The organism is Bradyrhizobium septentrionale, from assembly GCF_011516645.4.
GTDB classification, from domain to species: Bacteria; Pseudomonadota; Alphaproteobacteria; order Rhizobiales; family Xanthobacteraceae; genus Bradyrhizobium; species Bradyrhizobium septentrionale.
Window position 1 is genome coordinate 3,931,440 of record NZ_CP088285.1, and the last position, 24,202, is coordinate 3,955,641.

The following is a 24,202-nucleotide window of genomic DNA, read 5'->3' on the forward strand; positions in this document are numbered from 1 at the left end:
CGGCTGAATTTCGGCAGCCGCCTCAATTGGAAGGCCGGAATTATGGTGTCTCGATGCCGGCGCGTGCCTGCTCATGGACCATGAACTGGGCCCGTGCGAGCTCGGCAAAACGCCCGCCTTTCGCCACCAGTTCATCGAAAGTTCCGCTTTCGATCACCCGTCCCTGGTCGAACAGCAGGATGCGGGTGGCGTGGCGGATGGTGGACAGGCGGTGCGCGATCACAAATGTGGTGCGACCCTTCATCACTTCATCGAGAGCGGCATTCACCTTGGCCTCGGTGACGGCGTCGAGCGCGCTGGTCGCCTCGTCGAGGATCAGGATCGGCGGATCCTTCAACAGCGCACGCGCGATCGACAGCCGCTGCCGTTCGCCGCCTGAGAGCATGCGGCCGCGTTCGCCGGCATGGGTGTCGAATTTCTTGTCGCTGCGCTCGATGAAATCCAGCGCCTGCGCGCGCGCTGCGGCGGTACGCAGTTCCTCATCGGTCGCGTCGGGCTTGCCGACGCGCAGATTGTCGGCGAGCGAGCGATTGAACAGCAGCGCCTCCTGGAACACCACGCCGATGTTCCGCCGCAGCGCCGTCAGCTTCAGCGCGCGGATGTCCATACCGTCGACCTTGATGATGCCGGATTGCGGATCGAACGCGCGATGCAACAGCGCGATCGCGGTGGACTTGCCGGCACCGGTCGAACCGACCAGCGCGATGGTCTGGCCGGGCAGTGCGGTGAAGGAGAGATCCTCGATCGCCGGCCGCTTGCCGTCATAGGAGAACGAGACGTCGTTGAACTCGACCAGCCCGGACAGCCGTCCGGGATCGACCGCACCCGGCCGGTCGCGCACCGCCGGCACCGCATCGAGCACGTCGAAGAACTCCTGCAGGCGCGGTGCTTCCATGAACACATTGTTGATGAAGCTCACCACCTGCTCGAGCTTCTGGATCAGCATGGTGGCGAACGAGACGAACATCACGATCTCGCCGACCGTGGTGAGACCTTCGTTGTGGAGCGCGATGCCGACGGTGAAGATCGCGAGCACCGTGATGGTGGTCGAGGCGCGGGTGATCACGGTGACCAGCGCCCACCATGACAGCACCGGCATCTGCACCGCGAGCAGCTTGTCGGCGACGTAGCGCAGGCCCTGCACCTCGGAGTCGATCCGCACGAAGCTTTGCACCAGCGCGACATTGCCGAGCGCGTCGGAGGCGCGCGCCGAGAGGTCGCTGTAATAGGCCTCGACCTCGCTCTGCATGCCGTAGGTCTTGCGCACCACCAGCGTGGTCAGCACGGTGAACACGACGCAGAGCGCGAACAGCAGGATCGCCAGCCGCCAGTTGATGTAGAGCGCGAGCGGCAGCAGCACGATCAGCGACATGATCGCGGCGAAATGCTCGCGGAAGAAGCCGAGCCAGAGCCGCCACAGCGCATCGGTGCCGTTCAGCATCACCTTCATCAGCCGCCCGGAATGGGTGCCGGAGTGGAAGGTCAGCGGCAGCTGCAGGATGTGCTCGAAGTAATCGGTCAGCACCGCCTGGCGCTGGCGGTGCGCCAGCCGGTCGGCCTGCAACGCGACGATCGCGCTGCAGCCGATCGTGAACAGGCCGAACGCCGCCCAGGCGACGAGCAGCGGCCACGCCGAGTTCGTCGCGAACAATCCGGTGACCGGCCGGCCCGACAGCACGTCGACGATCTTGCCGAACAGCACCGGCTCGGCGAATTGCGCGCCGGCGAGCAGCATGTTGGCGGCCGCCAGGATCCAGCCGAGCCGCGCTTCCTTGCCGAGCAGTTCGAGGACGCGGGTATAGAGGCGGAGCATGGACATGCCGGCGGGACTCGTAAGCGGTGGACGCTAGGCCATTCTAAGCCGGGATCGCTGCGGAGAACTACCCACTTTCCCTCGTTGGTCCACACACTCCGACCTCATCCCGACGAGGAGGCGAACAAACAGCCCGTCATTGCGAGGAGCAAAGCGACGAAGCAATCCATCGCTCGGCATTTGCGGTGGGATGGATTGCTTCGCTTCGCTCGCAATGACGGCGGAGGGGCCGATTTCTTAGCTTGCGGGAGGCCTCAATTCACCAGCCGGCCGTCGATCGGCGGCAGGAACTGGTCGTCGAAGATGTCGGCTACGTGCGGCCGCTTCTGGAATTTGAAATCCTCCGCGAGCTGGTCGATCGACCGCTCGAAGCGCTCCGCCTCGATGCCGCCGATGCCGTCGCGCTTCACTTCGCCGGTCAGGATGTTGTCGCGGATGATGGCGCGCAGCCGCTCGAGCTCGAGATCGCGCGAACCGCCATCCATCCGGCTCGCCACCTCGCCGGCGGCGCGCCCCGGGTCCTTGATGGCGAGGTTGGTGCCGCCGATCACCGCGCGCACGAACCCTTTCACCGCATCCGGCTTCGCCGCGGCAAGGCGCGGGCTGACGATGACGGCAAAGCCATAGGCCTCGCAGCCATAGTCGGCGAAGCGCAGCACCGCGAGATCGTCGGCCGGCACGCCGCGATCCCGCAAATTGATTGCCGAGAGATAGGAGAAGCCGGTGACGGCATCGACCTGTCCGGCGGACAGCATCGGCTCGCGCACCGCGGCGCTGATCGTGTTCTGTTTCACGCTCGAGAGCTTGATGCCGTTCTGCTTGGCGACAGCGGGCCACAACCGGATCGAGAGGTCGCCTTCGGCGACGCCGAGGTTCTTGCCTTCCATATCCGCCAGCGTCTTGATGCCGCGGCTCTTGCGGGCAATGATCGCGTAGGGCGCCTGGTTGAACAGCACGAGCACCGCCTTGACGGGCGCAGCGCCAGGCTTGTCGCGAAAGCGGATCAGCGCGTTGATGTCGACGAGTGCGAAATCGCTCGAGCCGTCGGCGACCCGTGCGATCGCGTCCGCCGAGCTGGTGGCGACGTTGGTGCCGACCGCAAGTGCCTCGGCGCTGAACAGGCCGCCGGTCTGTGCCATCACGAACGGCGCGGCGGCGGCATCAAGCGGACGGTCGAGCGTGAACTGGATGGCGAGCGACTGCGGCTGGTCGCTGGCGCGGAGCGGGGTGACAGCCGGCCACGCGCCGCCCGCGAGGCCGATCGCAGCGGCCAATATCCAGCGGAGAACGATGGTCCGAGTTACCTGCATCATGACATCCGGGAGGCGAGACAAAGTGCCGCGCCGGTGCGCCCTGCTTCATGGCATCGAATGCGCCAGGGCAACGTGCAATTTCAAGCGTTATTTGCAGGCATTTTGCTCCAGGCAAGGTGAACGGCCGATGACTGCCTTGTTTTCGCCTAGGGTTGTTCAGCTTGCATTCGGTTTGGGGAACCTAATCTGGAGGCAGTGGTTAGCTAACCAAGGCCCGTCGGGCCAGCTTCCACCAAGGATGACTGCAATGTTTGCGCGAGAAGGTGTTTTTTCGTCCATTGGCCGCGCAGCCACATTGGCAACGGTTGCCGCCGTGGCGCTGACGGCCGTTGAGCCGACGATGGCGTTCGCAGGCTCGGCTGCGGCGGGCAAGGCGGCCGCTGTGACCACGTCGCACGGCACCAGCGGCGCGACCGATTTCAGTGCACGCCGTCGCTACTATGGCGGAGGCGGCGCGGCTGCCGCGGCCGCGTTCGCCGGGATCGTCGGCACGGGTCTCGCGATCGCCGCGGCCCAGAGCCGCCGCGATTACTACGACTCGTACGGCTATTACGACGGTGGCCCGACCTATTACGGTGGTGGCCCCGCCTATTACGGTGGCGGCCCGGTCTATTATGGCGGCGGACCGTATTATGGTTACCACGGCTATTACGGGCGCCGCTCGCAGCTGCCCTATACGCCGTACTGAGACGGCCGGCGGTTCTCAGAACTGTCACAAACGATCAATCCACCGGCCTCAGGCCGGTGGATTTTTTCATGAGCGCCGTTAACACGCTGGCGACGCGTTTCGATTAGGTTCGAAGGATGAGTGATTCGATCGATCGGCTCTACCAGGCGGTGATCGCGGCCAAGGATCTTGATCCGGCAATTTCGCGCACGGCACGGCTGTTCCAGCGCGGCCCGGCCAAGATGGCCAAGAAGCTCGCCGAGGAAGCGATCGAAGTCGTGATCGACGCCGTCGCCGGCAAGTCGGATGCCGTGGTCCGCGAAAGCGCCGACCTGTTCTACAACCTCACCGTTCTCTGGGCGTCGGCCGGCGTCAAGCCGGAGGACGTCTGGCGCGAGATGGAGCGGCGCGAGCGGCTACTCGGGATCGCCGAGAAGCTGCCGAAGTCGCCAGTCAAGCTGCCCAAAACTGCGCCCGTCCCGGTGGTTCGGCGCCGAATTGTCGCGCTGGAGAACCGGCTGCGCAAACGGTAGCCGCAAATCGTCCCAAATCAGCCCAATCCCGGCATGGACAAATCCGCTCCATGATGGTTCATCGCGCCCATGTTGAAACGGATTTACGACTGGTGCGTCGAGGCGGCCGACAAGCCCTACGCACTCTGGATTCTCGCGGCCGTCTCGTTCGCTGAGAGCTCCTTCTTCCCGATCCCTCCCGACATCATGCTGCTGCCGATGTCGTTGGCGCGGCCGAAGCGGGCGTGGTGGTTTGCGACGGTCTGTACGGTTGCGTCTGTCGCCGGCGGCGTGCTCGGCTACGCGATCGGCGCGCTGCTCTACGACTCGCTCGGGCAGTGGCTGATCCATCTCTACGGCCTGTCCGACAAGGTCGACGCGTTCCGCGCCTCCTATGCCGAATGGGGCGCCGTGATCATCCTGCTGAAGGGGCTGACGCCGATCCCCTACAAGCTCGTGACCATCACCTCGGGCTTTGCCGGCTACAACATCTGGCTGTTCGTCCTGTGCTCGATCGTCGCGCGCGGCGGCCGCTTCTTCTTCGTTGCGGTGCTGCTCAACCGCTATGGCGATGTCATCCGCGCGGAGCTCGAGAAGCGGCTCGGCCTGTGGGTTGCGATCGGCGCGATCGTGCTGGTGCTGGGCTTTGTTGTCGCATTCAAGCTGATCTAACCAAAGTTCTAGCTGTTCGCGTCTTTGCCCGCGGACAGCTTCGGACTACGCTCGCTGCGATGGCTGCTGGAATCGACGACCGGTGAATCTCGCGAGACTCAAGCCCGCCGGGGAGCACGTTGCGATGGCGGGCCTTGCGCTGTCGATGGCGCTGCCTGCGAGCGACAGAGGATGGGCGCAGACCGCGCCGCCCGCGCTCGGCGTGCAGTCGCCCGCGCAACTGCCTGTTGAGCCTCAGCCGCCACAGATGGAGTTACCGCCGGCGCCGGTCGAGCGCGAGAATCCCGGGCTGATCAACGAAATCGGAAAGCTGTTCGAGAAGTCGAAGTCGGCGCTGCCTGCGCTGAAGAGCCCTGGCGAGACCATCAACGACCTGTCGAACATCGCGCGCCCCTCGACGGTGGTGACCGGACGCGCGGCCTGCGTGGTGGCGTCGAACGGTGCGCCCGACTGCAAGATCGGCGCCGACCGGCTGTGCCAGAGCAAGGGGTTTCGGGAAGGCAAGGGCATCGATACCGGCGCCTTCGAGAAATGCTCGCCGCTGGTTTATTTGCCAGGCCACAAGCGCGGCCCGAACGACTGCAAGACCGAAAATTTCGTGACACGGGCGGTCTGCCAATAAGGCGGGCCAAACCACGTCTGGGATGCCAGACGCCTGCGAAAAATGCCGTGCCTGGATGAGGTTTTGTCATCCATTTCGCAGCGCCGTAACGCAATACTTGACACTGGAAAGATTCTTGTTGGTATGACGGTCAGCATTCGAGATCAACGACGACCAACCCGAGGATCCGCACCCAATGTCCATGCCTGCTCTGTTCAAGGGCCGCCTGTCTCTTCCCGTGATCGGGGCGCCGCTGTTCATCATCTCCGTGCCCGACCTCGTCATCGCCCAGTGCAAGGCCGGCGTGGTCGGCTCGTTTCCGTCGCTGAACGCGCGGCCGCCGGAACTGCTCGACGAATGGCTGTACCGGATCAAGGAAGAGCTCGCCGCCTATGACAAGGCCCATCCGGAGCGGCCGTCGGCGCCGTTCGCGGTGAACCAGATCGTGCACAAGTCGAACAACCGGCTCGATCACGACATGGCGCTTTGCGAGAAGCACAAGGTGCCGATGATCATCTCCTCGCTCGGCGCGCGCGAGGAGCTCAACCAGGCCGTCCATGGCTGGGGCGGCATCGTCTTCCACGACGTGATCAATCAGAAGTTCGCGCACAAGGCGATCGAGAAGGGCGCCGACGGCCTGATCCTGGTCGCAGCCGGCGCCGGCGGTCATGCCGGCACGCTCTCGCCGTTCCCGTTCGTGTCGGAGACGCGGCAGTGGTTCGACGGACCCATTGCGCTGTCGGGCACGATTGCCAACGGCCGCGCCATCCGCGCCGCGCGCATCATCGGCGCCGACTTCGCCTATATCGGCTCCGCCTTCATCGCGACGCAGGAGGCGAACGCGGTCGAGAGCTACAAGAGCATGATCACCAATTCGTCCGCCGAGGACATCGTCTATTCCAACTTGTTCACCGGCGTGCACGGCAATTATTTGAAGCCGTCGATCGTCGCGGCCGGCATGGATCCGGAGAACCTGCCGACTTCCGATCCCTCGAAGATGAGCTTCGGCACCGATTCCTCCGGCGAGCGCGCCAAGCCGAAGGCCTGGAAGGAGATCTGGGGCTCGGGCCAGGGCGTCGGCAGCATTTCCAAGGTGGTGCCTGCCGCCGAGCTGATCGCTCGCTTCAAGAAAGAGTACGACGAAGCGGTCGATCCGGCGCTCTGATGGAGCCGATCTTTCGCGTTGACGGCGACCGCGTCGTCACCAGTCCCGATGCCGCGGGTCCATGGGATCCGCGGATGCAGCACGGCTCTGCGCCGGCGGCACTCGTGGTGTGGGCTGCCGAAGCCATCCCCACGCCGGTGCCGATGCGGATCGCGCGCGTCACGATCGACCTGATGCGTCCGGTGCCGGTGGCGCCGCTGACGGTTGAGAGCGAGATCCTGCGCGACGGCCGCAAGATCCAGCTCTGCGGCGTCAGGCTCTTCGCCGACGGCGTTCTCGTCGTCTCGGCCAGCGTGCTGAAGATCAAGCATCAGGCGGCCGAGCTGCCGCCCGAGATTGCCGATCTCCCGGTCGATCTTCCGGGGCCCGATCAATGCTCGGCCGAGCCGGGCGACATCAGCAGCCCGTTCGTCAGATGTATCTCGATGCGCGCCGCGCGCGGCCGTTTCGGCCAGATCGGGCCGGGCGCGATCTGGTTCCGCGTCGACCAGCCGCTGATCGCGGGCGCCGCCGTCTCGCAGGCGATGCGCGCGGTGGTCGCCTCGGATTTCTCCAACGGCACCTCGCCGGCGCTCGATTTCAACCAATGGACCTTCATCAACGCCGACCTCACCGTGAGCCTGGCGCGCGAGCCGCTCGGCGACTGGATCCTGCTCGACGGCGAATCCTGGATCGGGGCTGACGGCGCCGGCCTTGCGATGTCGCGGCTCGCCGACCAGCGCGGCTATTTCGGCCGGGCGGTCCAGAGCCTGGTGATCGAGCGGCGCTAACTAGGACTAGGCTTCCCCAACCTCCCCTTGAAAAGGGGAGGTCGCTTTGCGCGTCAGAGCAAAGCGGGTGGGGATCAACTCTCTCCGCATACGGCATCGCCTGCGGCTGACCCCCATCCCGACCTTCCCCCTTTCAGGGGGAAGGGGAAGATCAGCCGCGCCTTTGGGGGTTCGTTGACCGGCCCGCCGTGCGTGAACTGCTGCCAAGCGGCTGCCCTTGCAGCAAAAATAACCCGGCTTCCCGGGAACGGTTCGCGGCACCAGCGAGTTTCGCTCCGGTGAGGGGCCCCATGATGCGTATCGATCCCACCGCCGGTATCGTGGCCATGGCCGCCCGGCGGCGGTGTGACATGGCACCGGTTCGTGGTGAGGCCCGGCGGCCGCAGGGGCGGTCGCGATGAGGCCCGGCCCGTCCTCGGAACGCGCGGTCATCCTTGCCGCAAGCGAGCGGGACGCCGTCAAGACGGCCCATCTGATCAAGGAAGCCGGCTACTACGCCAATATCTGCGGCGATCTCGCCGAGCTCGAGCGCCAGGTCGCAAGCGGGGCGGGCCTTGCCATCATTGCCGATGAGGCGATCCGGAGCGCCGACCTCGCCGGTCTGACGCGCTGGCTGAACGAGCAGCCGTCATGGTCGGATTTCCCGATCGTGCTGATGAGCGAGGGCGGCGGGCCCGAGCGCAATCCCGAGGCGGCGCGGCTCGGCCGCGCGCTCGGCAATGTCACCTTCGTCGAGCGTCCGTTTCATCCGACCACGCTGGTGAGCCTGGTCGCCGCCGCGGTGCGCGGCCGCCGCCGCCAGTATCAGACCCGCCAGATCCTGGAGGATCTGACCGAGAGCGAAGGCCTGTTGCAGACCGCGCTCGATGCCGGCCATCTCGGCGCGCTCGAACTTCATATGCCGGATTTCGAGCTCGAAGCGTCGCCGACCTGCAAGAGATTCTTCGGGCGCAAGCCTGCCGATCCCTTCACCTATCCGGAGCTGCTGGATGCGGTGCATCCCGACGACCGTGCCCGCCGCAGCAAAATCGTCGCGCAGACGCTGCGCACCGGCGCGGATTACCGGATCGAATATCGCAACATCTGGCCCGACGGCACCCAGCACTGGCTCGACGTCCGCGCCCGCGCGGTGCGCCGGCCCGACGGCAGCATCCGCTCGCTGGTCGGGGTCTGCTCCGACATCACCGCGCGCAAGACCGCCGAGATCGAGCGCGAGGCGCTGCTGGCGCAGCTCGCCGCCGAGCGCACCGCGCTTGCCGAGCTCACCGCGACGCTGGAGCAGCGGGTCGAGCAGCGCACCGCCGACCTGATGAAGGAGGTTGCCGCGCGCGAGCGGGCGCAGGAGCAGCTCCGCCATTCCCAGAAGATGGAGGCGATCGGCCAGCTCACCGGCGGCGTCGCGCACGACTTCAACAATCTGTTGATGGCGGTGATGGGCAATCTCGACCTGCTGCGCAAGCGGATGCCGGAGGATCCGCGCCTGCGGCGGCTGGTCGACGGCGCGCTGCAGGGCGCCGAGCGCGGCGCCTCGCTGACGCAGCGGCTGTTGGCATTCGCGCGGCAGCAGGATCTGCGCGCGGTGCCGGTCGATCTCGGCGCGCTGGTGCGCGACATGAGCAATCTGCTGGAGCGCTCGCTCGGTCCGCGCGTGATGCTGCGGCTCGACATTCCCGCCGGCTTGCCGCCGGCCTGTGTCGACACCAACCAGCTCGAGCTCGCGGTGCTCAACCTTGCGATCAATGCGCGCGATGCGATGCCGGATGGCGGCACCATCGAGATCAGTCTCGCGGCCTTGCAGGCGAAGAACGATCCGGCGCTGCAGCCGGGCAATTACCTGAAACTGTCGGTGGTCGACGGCGGCACCGGCATGTCGCCGGACGTGCTGAAGCGGGCGATCGAGCCGTTCTTCTCGTCGAAGCCGGTGGGCAAGGGCACCGGGCTCGGGCTGTCGATGGTGCATGGGCTCGCGGTGCAGCTCGGCGGCGCGCTGCAGCTGTCGAGCGCGGTCGGCAAGGGCACCACGGCCGCGCTGGTGCTGCCGGTCGCAACCGCAGCGCCGGAGGCCGAGAGCCCGGCGCCCGCCGCGCAGACGGTCAAGCGCTCGGCGGTGATCCTGCTGGTCGACGACGATCCGTTGATCGCGATGTCCACCATGGAGATGCTGGAGGACCTTGGCCATCGCGTGATCGGCGCCAATTCGGCGCGTCACGCGCTCGATATCATCAGGAGCGACCAGGAGATCGACCTGATGATGACCGATCACGTCATGCCCGGCATGACCGGCATCGAGCTCGCCGCGGCCTCGCGCAAGCTGCGGCCGCAACTTCCCGTGCTGCTCGCCACCGGCTATGCCGAATTGCCCGACGGCATCCAGGTCGACCTGCCGCGGTTGGCCAAGCCCTACCACCAGGATCAGCTGCGCGAGCGGCTCGATCAGTTGCTCGGGCAGGGCGTCGGTCAGCACACCGCCGCCGCCAGCGCCGACAGTCGCGACACGCCTTCCGGTCTCTCCCCGTCACCCTGAGGAGCCGCGCTTGCGCGACGTCTCGAAAGGCGGCGGCCCGGCTGCGGTCGCGTCGCTGACAATGTCGGAAACGTGAACTGCGCGCGACGGATCGGCGGGAAGGATGCGCGCGTGACCGGTGTTGCTCACATCACGTCGAAGAACGCCGAGCACTTGGAGCTGCCCTATGAAGATGCCCACCCGAATAGCGATGTCTGCCGCTCTGGCCGGCTTGGCCATGCAGGCCTCGGCAAGCGACCTGCAATCGAGCCGCCGGTCGATCTCGTATCACACGGTGGATATCCTGGGCGTCAACATCTTCTACCGCGAGGCGGGGCCCGCCGACGCACCGGCCGTGCTGCTGCTCCACGGCTTTCCATCCTCATCGCGGATGTGGGAGCCGTTACTGCCTCTTCTCGCCGACAAATATCACGTGATTGCCCCCGATTATCCGGGGTTCGGCAACAGCAGCACGCCGGAGCCGTCGAGTTTCGAATACACCTTCGACAACCTCGCGCGCGTCACGGACGAGCTCACGACAAAGCTCGGGCTCGCGCACTATGTGCTGTTCATGCAGGACTATGGCGGGCCGGTCGGCTTTCGCCTGGCGCTTGCGCATCCCGAACGAGTCCGCGCCATCATTGTCCAGAACGCGGTGGCCCACGAACAGGGCTTGGGCCCGCTTTGGGACGCTCGCAGGAAATTCTGGGCGGATCCGGCGCACGAGCTCGACAAGCTCAAGGCCAACTTCACGTCCTTCGACGCGACGCGCCAGCGTCATGTCGGAACGAGCCCGCATCCCGAACGCTACGATCCGGATCTGTGGGTCGACGAAGCAGCGTTCTTGTCCCGTCCGGGCCAGGCCGACATCCAGGCCACGCTGTTCCTGGACTATCGGACAAACCTTGCCTCCTATCCGCTATGGCAGAAATGGCTCCGCGAGGCGCAGCCGCGAACCCTCGTCGTCTGGGGCAAATACGACCCGTCGTTCACCGTCGCCGGCGCAACCGCCTATGCCGACGATGTGCCGGGAGCCGAGGTACACATCCTGGATGGGGGACATTTCGCGCTCGACGAAGCGACCGACGAGATCGCGACGCTGGTTCGCGGCTTCCTTGCGCGTCTCGACCAGCGCAAGGAGTAACGCGGAATGTGCCGCCGCCGGCGGCCTCTCCCCGTCATGCGGACTTGACCCGTCACCCCCGCGCAACGGCTTTGCCGTTGTCGCTGGAGGTGCGAGCGGAGCGAGCCTCGAAGGGCGCGGCGCGGCTGTCACCGCGACAGGCCGGGACGCGCGCTGAAATATCGGGGCCGTGCATCCTTCGAGACGGCCGCTGTGCGGCCTCCTCAGGATGACGGTGATAGGTTTTGCGCGCGCCGCGATGCTCAACCCACCATGCGGTCGCGGCCGGTCCAGAAGCCGGCCTTCAGCACCTTTTTGTCGACCTTGCCGACGCCGGTCATCGGCAGCTCCTTGACGAACTGGATCTGCTTTGGCGCATGCGCCGAGCCCTTCTTCGCCTTCACCAGGCCGATCAGCTCGTCGGCGTTGGGTGTTGCGCCCTCGCGCGCCACCACGACGGCAGTGACGGCCTCGCCCCATTTGTCGTCGGGCACGCCGACCACCGCGACCATCGCAACATCAGCGTGCTGCGACAGCACATCCTCGACTTCGCGCGGAAAAATGTTGAAGCCGCCGGAGACGATCATGTCCTTCTTGCGGTCGAGGATGAACATGTAGCCGCGCTCATCCATGCGCGCGATGTCGCCGGTGTGCAGCCAGCCGCTCTTCAACGTCTCGGCGGTGATATCGGGCCGCTTCCAGTATTCGGCCATCACATGCGTGGCACGCACGCAGATCTCGCCGGCCTCGCCGGTCGTGACCTCCTGGTCGTCCTGATCGAGAATCTTCACCTGGCAGGCGGCGATCGGGAAGCCGCAGGACAGGAACAGCTCCGGCGACTTCGGATCATGGTCCGCCTTGCGCAGCACCGAGACCGGATAGCATTCGGTCTGGCCGTAGAGCTGCGAGAACACCGGGCCGATCCGCTCGATGCCCTCGACCAGCCGGCTCGGCGACATCGCCGACGCGCCGTAGAGCAGGAGCTCGAGCGAGGAGAGGTCGGTCTTGTCGAGCGCGAGATGATCCAGCATCACATAGATCATGGTCGGCACGAACAGCGTGAAGTTGATCTTCTCGCGCTCGATGGTCTCGAACACGGCCTCCGGATCGAACCCCTTGAGCATGTGCACGGTGCCGCCGCGCATCAGCGTCGGCAGCACTTTTGTGCCGGCGACGTGGCTGATCGGCGCCACCGTCAGATAGCGCGGCGTCTCGGGAATCTCGAAGTCGGCGAGGATGGCGGCGGCGAAGCCGCCATATTCGCGGTGACGGCGCAGCGCGCCCTTGGATTTGCCCGTGGTGCCGCCGGTGTAGTTCAGGGTCGAGATGTCGTCCGCAAGCGCGAAGTTCTTTGGACTTGCGCTGCCCGTACCTTCGACCGCCTGCAGCAGGTCGGCGCCGTAATCTGCCGGGCCGAGCGTGAACACGGTCTTCAGCCCGGGCGCTTTGGCCGCGAGCTCGCCGCCGCGATCGCGAAACGTGATACCGTCGACGATCAGCATCTCGGCCTCGGAATCCTCGATCTGGAACAGCTGGTCGTCGAGCGAGCCGAGCGGATGCAGCCAGGTGATCGCGAGCCGCGACAATTGCGCGGCAACGCCGGCGCACCAGGTGTCGGCGCGGTTGGCGGTGAGGAAGGCGACGCGGGTGCCCGGCGCAAAGCCGAACCGCATGAACACGCTCTGCATCCGTCCGATCAGGTCGGTTGCGCCCTGATAGCTGAGCGAGCCGCCCGGCCAGGCGAAGGCCGTGCGCGACGGATAGCGCGCCAGCGCCCGCAAGGTCTGCTCGCACACCGCCGGAAATGCATAGAGCGGATTGCTCATCTTGTTCTTCCTCCCGCCTTTGTCTTTGGCTTCTCTCGTGCCAATGTTGCGGGCGACGCTAACACAAGGCTGCAGGGAAGAAACAACTTGTCCGCTGATCTTCTTGCGCGTTTTCGCGATCGCCTTCGACTGCCGCTGATCGCGGCGCCGATGTTTCTGGTGTCGGGCGTTGAGTTGGCGGTAGCGGCCTGCCGCAACGGCGTGATCGGCTCGTTTCCGACGGTGAATTGCCGTGAGACGGAACAGCTCGATGCCTGGCTCGGCGACATCGAGCGCCGCCTGCAGGCGCATGCCGATGCGAACGGCAAAGCGGCGGCGCCGATCTGCCCGAACCTGATCGTGCACCGCTCCAATGCCCGGCTCCAGCAGGATCTCGCCGTGCTGCTGCGGCACAAGGTCGAGCTCGTGATCACCTCGGTCGGTTCGCCCGCACCGGTGCTCGCCCCCTTGCACGATGCCGGCGCGTTGGTGTTCGCCGACGTCGCCTCGATCCGCCATGCCGAGCGCGCGGTCGCGGCCGGCGCCGACGGGCTCGTGCTGCTGACCGCGGGCGCCGGCGGGCAGACCGGCTGGCTCAATCCGTTCGTGTTCGTCCGCGCGGTGCGCGGTTTCTTCGACGGCCCGATCGTGCTTGCCGGCGGCATCAGCGACGGCCATGCCCTGCGCGCCGCGCAGGCGCTCGGCTGCGATCTCGCCTATATGGGCACCAAGTTCATCGCGACCCGCGAGAGCATGGCCGACGCGAGGTACAAGCAGATGCTGGTCGACTCTAGCGCCGACGACATCCTGCTGACGACGGCGTTCACGGGCCTGCAGACCAACATGCTGCGGCCGTCGATCGAGGCCGCCGGTCTCGATCCCGACGATCTGCCGGCGCGCGGCGCGATCGACATCGGCAAGGACATCGACATCGGCGCCCGCGAAAGCCGCCCGAAACGCTGGCGCGACATCTGGAGCGGCGGTCATTCCACTTCGGGGGTGACCGGGGTGCTTGGCGTCGACGATCTCGTCGCGCAGACGGTTGCGGAGTACGAAGCGGCGAGCGCGCGGGTGCAACTCGCCTGATACCGGACCCGGTCGCTCAAGCCCCGCCTGTCCGCTTAACGCGGCATTAACCATGCCAGTCCCAACAATGGCGCCATGGGACGGCTGCCGCCACGGCCGCCGCCCGGCAGTTGTGGGAATGCGACATGGCTTTTGAGGCGCTTTTCGCCAAGGATCTGGCCAAGGATCTGGACAAGACCCCGGCATCGCTCGACGAGCTCCGGACCCGGGTCTTCTACGCCCTGCAGCGGCATCCGCTGTGCCGCCAGGTCGAATTCGACATCGTCAGCACGCCGCGGACCCGGCGCACCAATTGGACGGTCAGCCTGCACTCGGTCCAGCCGGGGGCGCTGTGGACGGCCCATGAGATCGTCGCCGACATCCAGGAAGCCTATGAGCTTGCCGCCGCGGCCTGATTTTCGGGCCGTTTCGGGACAATTTCACCTATTTGGCATCGTCATGGCACGGTAACGCCGCATTTGGCGGTCAGCCTGCGGTGATACTGGCAGGGAATGGAGTAATTTTTGACCAGAGCCATCACCCTCGCCGCGCTGACATGTTTCCTTCTTGCCGGCGCTGCGATCACAGCCATTTTGGGCCGCGACAGCCTGCCGGCGGCGCAGGCCGACATCGGCCCGGTCGCCAACCGCGCCAGCAAGCAGGACAAGCTCGCGGTCACGACGCTTGCCACTGCCGCCTTTGAGGCGCCCCAGCCGACTGAGCCTCCCGCCAATCCGTCGCCGCTCCTGTTGCGGGCGCAGGCCGCGATCCCGGGCGCGACTGACACCGTGCGCCAGGCCTATGCCTCCGCCGAGCCGGCCGATATCGGCCTGCCGAAGCTCACCGACCCCGTCGATGCGGCTCAGCCGAAGGCCGCCGAGCCGGTGGTTGCGCCGCCGAAGCCCAAGGCCGCCGCCAAGCCGGCACCGCAGAAGAGCTACGCGCTGCTCAGCGACGCGCAGATCGCCGGCATCAAGGACCGGCTCAAGCTGTCGTCGGCGCAGGAATCTTACTGGCCGGCGGTCGAGACCGCGCTGCGTGCCGTCGCGCGCAAGATCCACGCCAAGCGCCAGGGTGATCCCGCCGCGGGCACTATGCCGATCGATCCCGACTCCGAGGAAGTTCAGCAGCTGAAATCGGCGGCGATGCCGCTGCTGTTCCAGCTCCGCGAAGACCAGAAGAACGAAGTGCGCTCGCTGGCCCGCCTGATCGGGCTCGAACGGGTCGCGGCGATGATCTGAGTGCCGGGTCCGGTCGAACCGGACCTTTGCTCCAGCTTCGCGGGTTTACTACATCGGCCGCAGTTTCTCGACCCTGCCCTGGGTTTCGACAAGCAGCTGTTTCATGAAATCCTTGTTGCGCTTCAGCCAGGGCTCCAGCGTCTGCCTGATATCGCCTGGCGACCTCTTCTCGACAGCCTGCGCAAGCCGGGTCTGGAAAGTCCCCCAATCCTTGAACATCTCCTTCAGCAGCGCATCGTCGGAGATGTTGATCGCCGATTTGATGTCGCCGACGGTTTCGAGTTCGCGCATGTTGCTCTGCCGCAGGATCGAATCCAGATTCTCCAGGCATTCGTGGTAGCGCTCGAGCAGATCGTCCCATCGCTTGGCGTTGACGTCATCGTCCATGCCCTCAACCGCGTTGTACAAGGGTTCGAGAAACGACCAGCGGAAGCGCCTTGCCAGCCGCAGCAGGATCGACAGGAAGACGATGTCCTTTGGCATGTTCTGCGCGACCATCAGGCGGGGATCCTCGCTGAATGGCGGCATCGGGACGAAGATGAGGACGACCGAGAACGGCGTGTTGTCGAGATATTCGAGCCGGGCAATGACCGGCTGATAAAGCTTCAGGTCGCGGAATATCGGGCTCAGCACCTGTTCGCGGCTGCGGCGGCTTGCGATATCGACGTCGGCGAACGAGTTCGCGACATAGTTGGTCAGTTCGTCGAGCCAGGCGCCGCTGTCGTAGCGGTTTTGCGCGCGGAGCAGGTCCTCCCAGTCGAACTCCGCCGTGTCGGGACCGGACAGCAGCGTGACAGTGGCGGCATCCGCCTCAAGTCTCGCATCCTTCAGGAATCCGCGTGCGCGATCCGCAGGGGCGAGCGGCGCCAGCGAGTCGGCCTTTTGCCGGAATGACAGCTCGTCGCTGAACACGATGCGCAGCCTGAGCCGAAACAGCTCCTCCGGACGGGTGATCTGCATGAACTGCGCGTGAATGTCCTTCGCCGCATCGTTGAACTCGCGGGCGTGGTTGGCGTTCAGTCGCGGCCTGAGCGGGACGTTACCGAAGGTCGGCTTCACGAACAGATCCTCGAGAAACCGCCGCACATCGTCTTCGCCGATGCCGTAGAACTCGTTTTCCGCCAGCATCGGAAACGACGGCGAACTATCGACCGAGAACCACAGCACTTTCGACATCAGCTTCAGCGCGCGCTTGTAGCCGTCGAACTGCGAAATCTCCGACGCGCACCAGGTCCAATTGTGCTCGGCATTGGTGTGGATGAAAATCAGGCAGTCGGCCCTGGCCGTGTTGTCGATCATCCATTGGCGCCACTCCGAGCCCCCGGGGATTTCCTCGCACACATAGCACTCCACCGGACGCTGGCGGTCGAGGCTGCTGAGATATTCGAGCCGCGCCTTGAGCAGGCGCGCGAGATATCTGTCTTCGGCGCGATGGCTGAGAAAGACCGAAAAATCATCCGGCATGGCAAAACCCGATCTGCATGAATGTTATGCGACGGCCGGCCGCATCTTCGTCGGCCAAATTCCGTGGCTGCACTGTTCGCCGCGGACGGAATGATATCCCGTCCTTGAAATCCGCAATCGCCAGGCGAGAAAAAGAAAAGCCGTCTGCCAGTGAAATATCTCACTATACCGTAGGGTGCATTACGTGCAAGCTGCCAGCCGCAGGGACGGCGCGCGGGAATTGTCGTGCTCCGGCATCGAATGACTAAAATTGTCGGTAAGCCGATGCATCGATTTGGATGCGTCGGCGTGGATGCGTTGAGTTGGATGCGCCGACCTGGGCGCATCGCTTCATTCCATGACGTCATGGTTCGTCGGGGGCAATTATGCCGAAGACCAAGCAGCAGCATTTCGATCGCGACTCCGGACCGAAGCGGATCCTGGCTCTCGACGGCGGCGGCATTCGCGGCATCCTGACGCTCGAATATCTCGCCGCGGTCGAAGCGACGTTGCGCGAGCGGTACCGCAAAGACGATCTGCTGCTGTGCGACTATTTCGATCTGATCGGCGGCACCTCGACGGGATCGATCATCGCGGCCGGACTGGCCTGCGGGATGACGGTCGACGCCTTGAAGAAGCTTTATCGCGGGATCGGCACCGACATCTTCCAGGGTTCGTTCTGGCGGCGCGGGCTGCTGGCGCCAAAATTCAAGGCCGACGCCTTGCAGCGCGCGCTCGACGCGCAGCTCGGCGCCGACACGGCGCTCGGCGGCGATCGCATCCGCACCGGGTTGATGATCATGACCAAGCGGCTCGATACCGGCAGTCCCTGGCCGCTGCATAACCATCCGGAAGCGCCCTACGCCAAGCAGGACGGCGCCTTGCGGCTGACCGAGGTGGTTCGCGCCAGCACCGCGGCGCCAACCTATTTCGAACCGCAGAAGATCACGATCTCGGCGCGCAATGGCAGCACGGTCAGCGGCGCCTTCGTCGACGGCGGCGTCAGCCCGTTCAACGATCCGGCCCTGCAACTCCTGATGCTCGCGGCACTCCATGGCCATGGCTTTCGCTGGCACACCGGCACGGACAAGCTCCTGCTGATCTCGGCGGGTACGGGCGTGTTCAAATCGACGTTCTCGACGGACGAGATCGTCCACATGCCGGCGGCCGAGCAGGGCCTGCGGTCGCTGCAATCGCTCATGGACGATTGCGGGCGGCATAATCACGGCATGCTGCAATGGCTGACGAACTGCCTGACGCCGCGGATGATCGATCGTGCGGTGGAAGACATGGTGGCCGACAGCCACGGCGGGCCGCAACTCGCGACCTATGCGCGCTACAACGTGCTGCTGGAAACCGACTGGTTGAAGAAGACGATCGCCATCGACCGGACGCCGGACGCGCTGGTGAAGATCGCGGCGATGGACAACCCGAACAACATGGACGAACTCGCCGAGATCGGACGACTTGCAGCAATCAGGCAGGTCAAGCCGGATCACTTCCCGCCGGCCTTCGATATCAAGTGATGCCGCCGGAGCGGCTTCTCAACACGCAAGTCCCAGTTTCGACAAGCAATTCGCCATCAGCTAAGTTCGTCACCGAGACACGATGATCCAATCATTAGTCGAGGTGTCACGATGACCACAGAACAAGACGCCCAATCGCCAAACAAGGTGGTTCTCTTCAGCGGTCACATGATCGATGCGCCAGATCGAAAAACGCCGCGCTTTCCGCCGGACAAGGAGCCGGCAGCCGTGGCTGCAATTGCCGATGCGCTTACGCGAATCGGCGCGGCCGGAGGCGATCTTGCCATCTGCGGCGGCGCTTGCGGCGGCGACTTGCTGTTTGCGGAAGCGGCCCTCGCAAAGGGCATGCGGCTTGAAATCTATATTCCGTTCGACGAGCCGACCTTCCTTGCCGGCTCGGTGGATTTCGCGGGCGGGAATTGGCGCGCGCGCTATTTCGCGGCCAAATCGCGCGCGACGCTCCACGTCATGCCCGACGAGCTGGGGCTGCTGCCGGCCGGCGAGAACGCCTATGAGCGCGACAATCAATGGATGCTCGAGCGGGCCGCGCGGTTCGGCGGCGAGAAAATGGCGTTCGTCTGCCTGTGGAACGGCGAGGGCGGCGATGGCCCTGGCGGCGCCAAGCACCTGATGGAGGAAGCGGGGCGCAGGACGACGTGGATTTACTGGCTGGATACAAGAAAATTATGGGACTGAAGGATTTGCAAGATGCCGTCGTGTTTCATGATCATGCCTTACGGCCGCAAGGCGACGCAAGCCGATCCCAAGCTTGGCCCGGCCGAGATCGATTTCAATGCGCTTTGGGATCGTGCATATGTTCCGGCCATCAAGGCGCTGGGCTATGAGCCGGTGCGGGCCGATCAGGACACCAGCGCGTTGATCGTCAGCGAGATGCTGGAACGAATCTACTTCGCCGATCTCGTGCTGGCCGACATGACGATTCCGAACGGCAACGTCTATTACGAGGTCGGCATTCGCCACGCATCGCAAAAGACGGGATGTGTCCTGCTCGCGGCCGACTGGTCCAAGCCATTGTTCGATGTCGCGCAGATGCGGACCATTCGGTACCCGCTGCCCGAGGGAGATATCAAGCCCGAAGCCGCCGCGGCAATGCAGGCTGCGATCAAGGAGCCGATCAAGGCGCTTTCCGACGGGATTTCGCCGATGCATCAGTCGATCCCGGGCTATCCCGACAAAGTCGATCCCCGCAAGGCCACGACAATGCAGGACCAGCTTGCAGAGCAGGCCGCATTTCAGACCAAAATCCGGGCGGTGCGCGCGGCGCCCGTGGCCGAGCGCATGAAGCGGGCGCAGGCGTTGATCGCCGCGGAGGGAAATCCGCCTGCTAGCTATGCGAAAGCCCTGGCCCTGTTGCTGATGCTGCGCGACTGCGTCGATACCAAGGCTGACTGGAACGTCGTGCTCAACTACACCAGCCGGCTTCCCAAGCGTTTCGCCAACGAGCCGGAGGTGCAGGAAAATCGCGCGTTCGCGGTTGCCCAAATTGGCGACGATCTCCAGGCCATTGCGGAGATTCAGACGCTGATCGATCTCGCGGGCTCGACACCGGAACGTCTTGGCCTGATGGGCGGCCGCTACAAGCGCCTCGCTGACGATCCCAATTGCGCTGCCGATGAGCGCCCGCAGTATCGTGAAAAGGCCATCAAGTATTACGAACAGGGAATGGATCTCGATCTCAACGCCTATTATTGCTCCAGCAACCTGCCCCGTCTCTATCGTGCGCGCGGCACGGAAGGTGACGAGGATCGCGCGCAGGCGACGGTGAGGCTTGCGATCGCCGCGTGCGAGCGTGCCCGGCGGCTAAACGTCGCTGACGAATGGCTGCGCCCGACGCTGCTTGCCGCGGCCTTCGATCTTGGCGATCCCGACAAGGCTGACGCGCTTGCCGGAGAAGTGGTCGCCGAAGGCCAGGTGAAATGGAAAGTCCGCAGCGTGCTTCGCGACCTCAACGCCAGCGTCTTGCATGTCAACGACGCCGCAAGGCGCGCGCGATTGTCTGCGATCATTGACAAGATCAAGACGGCCTGACCGCCGCGCCATCTTGGCGGCATGGTGACGACTGCTCTGTGAAGCATGGTGCCGGCACGATCGGCACATGACCGCCGCGAGCCACCAGGCTCGCGCGCTGTGATCACGGCGGAGGGATAGGGCTCATTACCACTGCATTTGCTATTTTCAAAGGCGGTAAGGATCGATGGTTGCGACCCCGGCGATTGATCAAAAACAGCTCGGCGTCTTCATCTCATATTCGCGCAAGGATGTCGATTTTGCGCAGAAGATCGTCGCCGCGCTGGAAGCGCGCGGATTGACACCGCGGATCGACACCCGCGATCTGCCAAAGCTTGAAGATTGGCGGCGGGAGTTGCTGGGCTTTATTCGTGAAGCCGACGCGGTCGTTTTCATCGTCAGCCCAAACTCGATTCTGTCGCCGGTTTGCGCGTGGGAGGTCGAGCAGGTCGCCGCGCTCAACAAGCGCCTGGCTCCGATTGTTCTCGAACGGGTATCCGACGACCGCATTCCCGAAGCCATCGCAAGGATCAACTACCTGTTCTTCGACAAGGCAGACGATTTCGATGCACGGGTCGACGAGCTCGCGCACGCTTTGCAGACGGACCTTGTCTGGCTCAAGGAGCACACGCGGGTCGGCGAGCTGGCTCGCCGCTGGGACGAGCGAAACCGGCCGGGCGGCCTGACCCTGCGGGGGCAAGAACTGCAGAGCGTGGAACATTGGATCGCCTCGAGGCCGCGTGGGGCGCCCGAGCCGACGGCTCTTCACAAGAGCTTTGTCGCCGAGAGCCGGCGTGCTGCCACGCGCCGGCTGCGCCTGACGGTCGCTGCGTCGCTCGCCGTCGGTGTGCTCGCGTTGGGTTTGGCAGCCTTCGCCGTTACCCAGCGACAACTGGCGGAAGCCAGTCGGTCGAATGCCGTCCGGACCCTCGCCACCTCCGACTTCCGCCAGGGAACGTCGCTGTTGGAAAACAACGACACGACGTCGGAAGGGATGGCGTTGCTGTCGCGGTCCGTCAGGGAAGGACAGGACAAGCGCGCCCTTGCAAGACTGTGGACGCTGCTTCAGCAGCGGCGCTTCTGGCTGCCGGCGCAGCCTGACGGCACGGCGGCCGTTGCCGCCGGTCCCGTGCAATCGGACGCAATCCCGGACGCAATCAAGAAAAGGTACAAGAGCGTTACGGTCAACGGGGCCTCGGCACAGGTCAAGTTCATCTCCGTGAGCGGCGACGGCAAGCGAATATTCACCGCCATCGGCGACAACGTCGAAGCGACCGATGCCCAATATCGGATCTGGCGCAGTGACGGAACACCTGTCACGCCCTGGATCAAGCCGCCATACAACGGAACAAGTTACGTCGCTTCACTCAGAGGCTACCTGTCGTTGGACGGAAATCTCTTGGCTCTGGACGTCACGGGGTGGAGAGAGACAGCGTACCTGCAAATCATCGACCTGAAGACCAATCAGCAAATTGGCTCCGACGTGAGAGCGACCGGACGACTCCCGAACAGTCAAAACGTCCAGTTCTCACGGGTGCAGTTTTTGCCTGAACCGGCTCACGCCGGCGCCGATTCCAGCATGCTGCTGTTCACGGTGTCCGAGAAGGGAGACGCCGTCATATTCCGGGTGGATCCGTCTGGCATCGACATGATTGCGAAGAGCGAACATGCCGCGCCAATCGTCTTCGCCGAGCTGGACGCCGCACATGAATGGCTCATGACGTCGAGTTCCGACGGGATACTGCGCGTCACCCGTCTGGCCGGCGGCGCTGGTGGGGAGCTGATTGGCAATGTGCTGCATCTCGCGAGCGTTGCGACGTCGATCAAGCGAGTAGGCAACGATCGAATTGTCGTAACTCTCGGTCCCGGCAACTCCCCGTTCTTTGCATTGAGCTCGGTCGTGAAAATGCCTTTGGCGGGCCCGGTCGTCAGCGAGCAGGCATCCACCGGATGCAAGCGATGGGATGACGGCGTTGTTTACGCCATGGACGCTCCGGCTGACGGGAAGCTGCGCACATCGAAGGGTGAACTGTCTCGGCCCGGACCGCGACAGCTCGCTGTCGTGAGGGAGGGGGGACAAGTCGCCGTGTCGCCGGTCTTTTCCAACGAAGTCATCCTGGTGTGTCTTGGCGAGGGCGGAGATAGCCTTGCGGTTACGACAAGCGATTTTGTCACCGAAGTATGGACGACCGACTTTTCGCGGCGCCTTGGTCTGCCGATCGTGGAACGGCGCTTGTTCGGTCAGGGAACCACGCCTCAGTCGACGAAGCGCGTATTTGTCCCGCGCGACAACAGGCGCGCGTTGATCGCAAGTTCGCTTTGGGATCCGCCGAACGTGGACCTTCAGTGGTACAGCCTTTGGGATTTGGAAACGGGCTTGCCCCTCATGGATCGCACACTCTTCGAAAATACCATGGGTGACGATGAAGTGGAGCGCGCAATGATCGATCCGGACGCCAAATACGTTGCCTTCACGGGCCACTCAAACAAACGATTTGTTGCTCTCGCTTCACTGGATTTGACCCCGCCTGAAACGGTGAGCGGCTGGCTCCCCGATCTGGTCGAGGCGTTGGGAGGCCTCGCGATCAACAATGAGGGCGCGTTCGAACCGGTGCCTGATCGGCCGGGGAAAATCAGGCAGGGGTTCGAGAATATCCGCCAGTTCGCGCCAGGCGTTGATCCCGGCTCCAGGCCGGGACCTCCATCAGGCCGCAGCGAGGCCGGTCCGGTACCAAACATCACCCCTTCGCCGGTACCTCCGGTCGCTCGGGTTCAGCCCGATCCCCGGCCCATCGCCGCGTCTCAGCCGCCGGCAAGCTCCTACGATCCCGTCGGCACGGTCAGAGCGTTCTATCTCGCGCTGTCGCGAGCCGACGGCGATTTGGCGCAGACGTTTGTTATTCCTGAAAAGCGGGGCAGTGGTCCGTTCAATCCGACCAGCATTCGGCAATTCTATTCGAACCTGCCATCGCCAATGGAAACGCTCAGCGTCGAGCTTGCAAGCAACGATGTGGTGAACGTGAAGTATCGCTTTGTGCGGCCAAATGGCAGCGAGTGCCGCGGCAACGCCGCGGTAACCACCACCTTCAGCGGCGGCAAGACCCTCATTCGCGGAATTGCTGCAAATTGTTAGCGCAGGCAGCGCGGTTTGATGGCGCCCCTGGCCGCAATCAAACCCGCACTCCTTGAACTCAAGTCGAGCGCGTCGGCCAGTTCCGCCACAGGGGCATTGCCTGACCGCGCGCTTCGCCCGCCTCAGCCAAGCCGCATCGACAGCTCGACGTCCTCGATGAACGGCACCGACAGATAGCCGCTCTCAGGCGAGCGCACGCGCGCCAGATAGTCGGGGCTGTCATCGGCGTTGTCGGCGACCACGAAGGCGCCCGGCTTGAGGCGGCTCTCCACCAGATCGAGGATCTCGGGATAGAGCGCCTTGGCGCCGTCGAGCAGCACGAGGTCGATCGTATCAGGCAGATCGGTGCGCAATGTCCGGAGCGCGTCGCCCTCGCGGATCTCGACCAGGTCGTAGAGGCCGCCGGCGACGAGATTGTCCCGGGCGCGCACCACCTTGGACGATTCGAACTCGCTGGTGATCAGGCGGTCGCCGCCATTGTCGCGCAGCGCGGCGGCAAGATGCAGGGTCGAGATGCCGAACGAGGTGCCGAACTCGACGATGCTCCGCGCGCCGCTGCCGCGCGCCAGCATGTAGAGCAGCGCGCCGGTCTCGCGCGAGACTGCGAGCGGCACGTTGTTCAGGCGGCCGTAGAGTGCGCGATAGTCGGTCTTGCTCCGCATCAGGCGCGTCTGCTCCTCGTCGGTGAGGTCAGCCACCGCGAGCCGGGTTTCTTCCCGCGCGGTGGAAGCCTGCTCGAACAGGCGATCGAGCAGGCCCGCGAGCTCAGGTGAAATGAGGGTGGTCATATCGGGTCTCCGGTCTGAAAGCGGCGCGTCCTTG

At 64.7% G+C, this 24,202-nt stretch carries 21 protein-coding genes and 1 tRNA gene; 15 read left to right on the forward strand and 7 right to left on the reverse strand.

The window, feature by feature from the left end; genetic code table 11:
- Window positions 1–40 precede the first annotated feature (40 nt).
- Window positions 41–1,819, reverse strand: coding sequence for a glucan ABC transporter ATP-binding protein/ permease (locus tag HAP48_RS20365; RefSeq protein ID WP_166210816.1), 1,779 nt, complete (start codon window positions 1,817–1,819; stop codon window positions 41–43).
- A gap of 248 nt (window positions 1,820–2,067) precedes the next feature.
- Complete coding sequence (locus HAP48_RS20370; RefSeq protein WP_175612312.1) at window positions 2,068–3,123, reverse strand: ABC transporter substrate-binding protein; 1,056 nt, start codon at window positions 3,121–3,123, stop codon at window positions 2,068–2,070.
- Window positions 3,124–3,373: 250 nt separating this feature from the next.
- Between HAP48_RS20370 and HAP48_RS20375 the strand changes: the two genes are divergently transcribed.
- The 7 genes from HAP48_RS20375 (at window position 3,374) to HAP48_RS20405 (ending at window position 10,037) form a co-directional block, all read left to right on the forward strand.
- Complete coding sequence (locus HAP48_RS20375) at window positions 3,374–3,814, forward strand: hypothetical protein (protein WP_166210810.1); 441 nt, start codon at window positions 3,374–3,376, stop codon at window positions 3,812–3,814.
- Window positions 3,815–3,930: 116 nt separating this feature from the next.
- Window positions 3,931–4,326, forward strand: a complete 396-nt coding sequence (gene hisE / locus HAP48_RS20380) for a phosphoribosyl-ATP diphosphatase (protein ID WP_166210807.1) — start codon at window positions 3,931–3,933, stop codon at window positions 4,324–4,326.
- A 69-nt stretch (window positions 4,327–4,395) separates the two neighbouring features.
- The gene (locus HAP48_RS20385) at window positions 4,396–4,977 is read left to right on the forward strand and encodes a YqaA family protein (protein WP_029077657.1); all 582 of its coding nucleotides are present in this window, start codon (window positions 4,396–4,398) and stop codon (window positions 4,975–4,977) included.
- A 124-nt stretch (window positions 4,978–5,101) separates the two neighbouring features.
- Entirely contained in the window at window positions 5,102–5,599 is a 498-nt protein-coding gene (locus tag HAP48_RS20390; protein ID WP_166210804.1) for a hypothetical protein, read from the forward strand.
- A gap of 175 nt (window positions 5,600–5,774) precedes the next feature.
- Window positions 5,775–6,743 carry an NAD(P)H-dependent flavin oxidoreductase gene (locus tag HAP48_RS20395; RefSeq protein ID WP_166210801.1) on the forward strand — a complete coding sequence of 323 codons (969 nt, stop codon included), beginning with the start codon at window positions 5,775–5,777 and terminating at the stop codon, window positions 6,741–6,743.
- A complete protein-coding gene (locus tag HAP48_RS20400) occupies window positions 6,743–7,513 on the forward strand; it encodes a thioesterase family protein (protein WP_166210798.1) in 771 nt (256 codons plus the stop codon). Before HAP48_RS20395 ends, HAP48_RS20400 begins: the two co-directional genes overlap by 1 nt.
- A 397-nt stretch (window positions 7,514–7,910) precedes the next feature.
- Window positions 7,911–10,037 carry a hybrid sensor histidine kinase/response regulator gene (locus HAP48_RS20405; protein ID WP_166210795.1) on the forward strand — a complete coding sequence of 709 codons (2,127 nt, stop codon included), beginning with the start codon at window positions 7,911–7,913 and terminating at the stop codon, window positions 10,035–10,037.
- Here the strand turns inward: HAP48_RS20405 and HAP48_RS20410 are convergent.
- On the reverse strand, window positions 10,029–10,256 hold the full coding sequence (locus HAP48_RS20410) for a hypothetical protein (protein WP_166202893.1): 228 nt from the start codon (window positions 10,254–10,256) through the stop codon (window positions 10,029–10,031). The genes HAP48_RS20405 and HAP48_RS20410 overlap by 9 nt on opposite strands.
- On the opposite strand from HAP48_RS20410, the gene HAP48_RS20415 reads away from it, so the two are divergent.
- A complete protein-coding gene (locus HAP48_RS20415; RefSeq protein WP_420869883.1) occupies window positions 10,255–11,160 on the forward strand; it encodes an alpha/beta fold hydrolase in 906 nt (301 codons plus the stop codon). The two genes, HAP48_RS20410 and HAP48_RS20415, sit on opposite strands and share 2 nt — an antisense overlap.
- A 242-nt stretch (window positions 11,161–11,402) precedes the next feature.
- Here the strand turns inward: HAP48_RS20415 and HAP48_RS20420 are convergent, their stop codons facing one another.
- Window positions 11,403–12,965: an AMP-binding protein gene (locus tag HAP48_RS20420; protein WP_166210789.1), complete on the reverse strand. Its 1,563-nt coding sequence runs from the start codon at window positions 12,963–12,965 to the stop codon at window positions 11,403–11,405.
- Between the two features lie 87 nt (window positions 12,966–13,052).
- Here HAP48_RS20420 and HAP48_RS20425 point away from each other — a divergent pair, with 87 nt between their 5' ends.
- The 3 genes from HAP48_RS20425 to HAP48_RS20435 all read left to right on the forward strand — a co-directional run bounded on the left by HAP48_RS20425 (window position 13,053) and on the right by HAP48_RS20435 (window position 15,250).
- Window positions 13,053–14,030 carry an NAD(P)H-dependent flavin oxidoreductase gene (locus tag HAP48_RS20425; protein ID WP_166210784.1) on the forward strand — a complete coding sequence of 326 codons (978 nt, stop codon included), beginning with the start codon at window positions 13,053–13,055 and terminating at the stop codon, window positions 14,028–14,030.
- A 125-nt stretch (window positions 14,031–14,155) separates the two neighbouring features.
- Window positions 14,156–14,425 carry a hypothetical protein gene (locus HAP48_RS20430; protein ID WP_051345929.1) on the forward strand — a complete coding sequence of 90 codons (270 nt, stop codon included), beginning with the start codon at window positions 14,156–14,158 and terminating at the stop codon, window positions 14,423–14,425.
- A gap of 108 nt (window positions 14,426–14,533) precedes the next feature.
- Complete coding sequence (locus HAP48_RS20435; RefSeq protein WP_166210781.1) at window positions 14,534–15,250, forward strand: hypothetical protein; 717 nt, start codon at window positions 14,534–14,536, stop codon at window positions 15,248–15,250.
- 48 nt (window positions 15,251–15,298) lie between these two features.
- On the opposite strand, the gene HAP48_RS20440 is transcribed toward HAP48_RS20435, so the two are convergent.
- Window positions 15,299–16,714, reverse strand: coding sequence for a toll/interleukin-1 receptor domain-containing protein (locus HAP48_RS20440; protein ID WP_166210778.1), 1,416 nt, complete (start codon window positions 16,712–16,714; stop codon window positions 15,299–15,301).
- 365 nt (window positions 16,715–17,079) lie between these two features.
- Between HAP48_RS20440 and HAP48_RS20445 the strand changes: the two genes are divergently transcribed.
- The 4 genes from HAP48_RS20445 to HAP48_RS20460 all read left to right on the forward strand — a co-directional run bounded on the left by HAP48_RS20445 (window position 17,080) and on the right by HAP48_RS20460 (window position 23,380).
- Entirely contained in the window at window positions 17,080–18,219 is a 1,140-nt protein-coding gene (locus tag HAP48_RS20445) for a patatin-like phospholipase family protein (RefSeq protein ID WP_166210775.1), read from the forward strand.
- Window positions 18,220–18,330: 111 nt separating this feature from the next.
- Window positions 18,331–18,915 carry a hypothetical protein gene (locus HAP48_RS20450; RefSeq protein WP_166210772.1) on the forward strand — a complete coding sequence of 195 codons (585 nt, stop codon included), beginning with the start codon at window positions 18,331–18,333 and terminating at the stop codon, window positions 18,913–18,915.
- 12 nt (window positions 18,916–18,927) lie between these two features.
- Complete coding sequence (locus tag HAP48_RS20455; RefSeq protein ID WP_166210769.1) at window positions 18,928–20,268, forward strand: TRAFs-binding domain-containing protein; 1,341 nt, start codon at window positions 18,928–18,930, stop codon at window positions 20,266–20,268.
- Between the two features lie 166 nt (window positions 20,269–20,434).
- Window positions 20,435–23,380: a toll/interleukin-1 receptor domain-containing protein gene (locus tag HAP48_RS20460; RefSeq protein ID WP_166210766.1), complete on the forward strand. Its 2,946-nt coding sequence runs from the start codon at window positions 20,435–20,437 to the stop codon at window positions 23,378–23,380.
- 19 nt (window positions 23,381–23,399) lie between these two features.
- Here HAP48_RS20460 and HAP48_RS20465 read toward each other — a convergent pair.
- Both HAP48_RS20465 and HAP48_RS20470 read right to left on the reverse strand, forming a co-directional pair.
- Window positions 23,400–23,475, reverse strand: a tRNA-Ser gene (locus HAP48_RS20465).
- A 27-nt stretch (window positions 23,476–23,502) separates the two neighbouring features.
- Complete coding sequence (locus tag HAP48_RS20470; RefSeq protein ID WP_166210763.1) at window positions 23,503–24,168, reverse strand: O-methyltransferase; 666 nt, start codon at window positions 24,166–24,168, stop codon at window positions 23,503–23,505.
- Window positions 24,169–24,202: the final 34 nt, after the last annotated feature.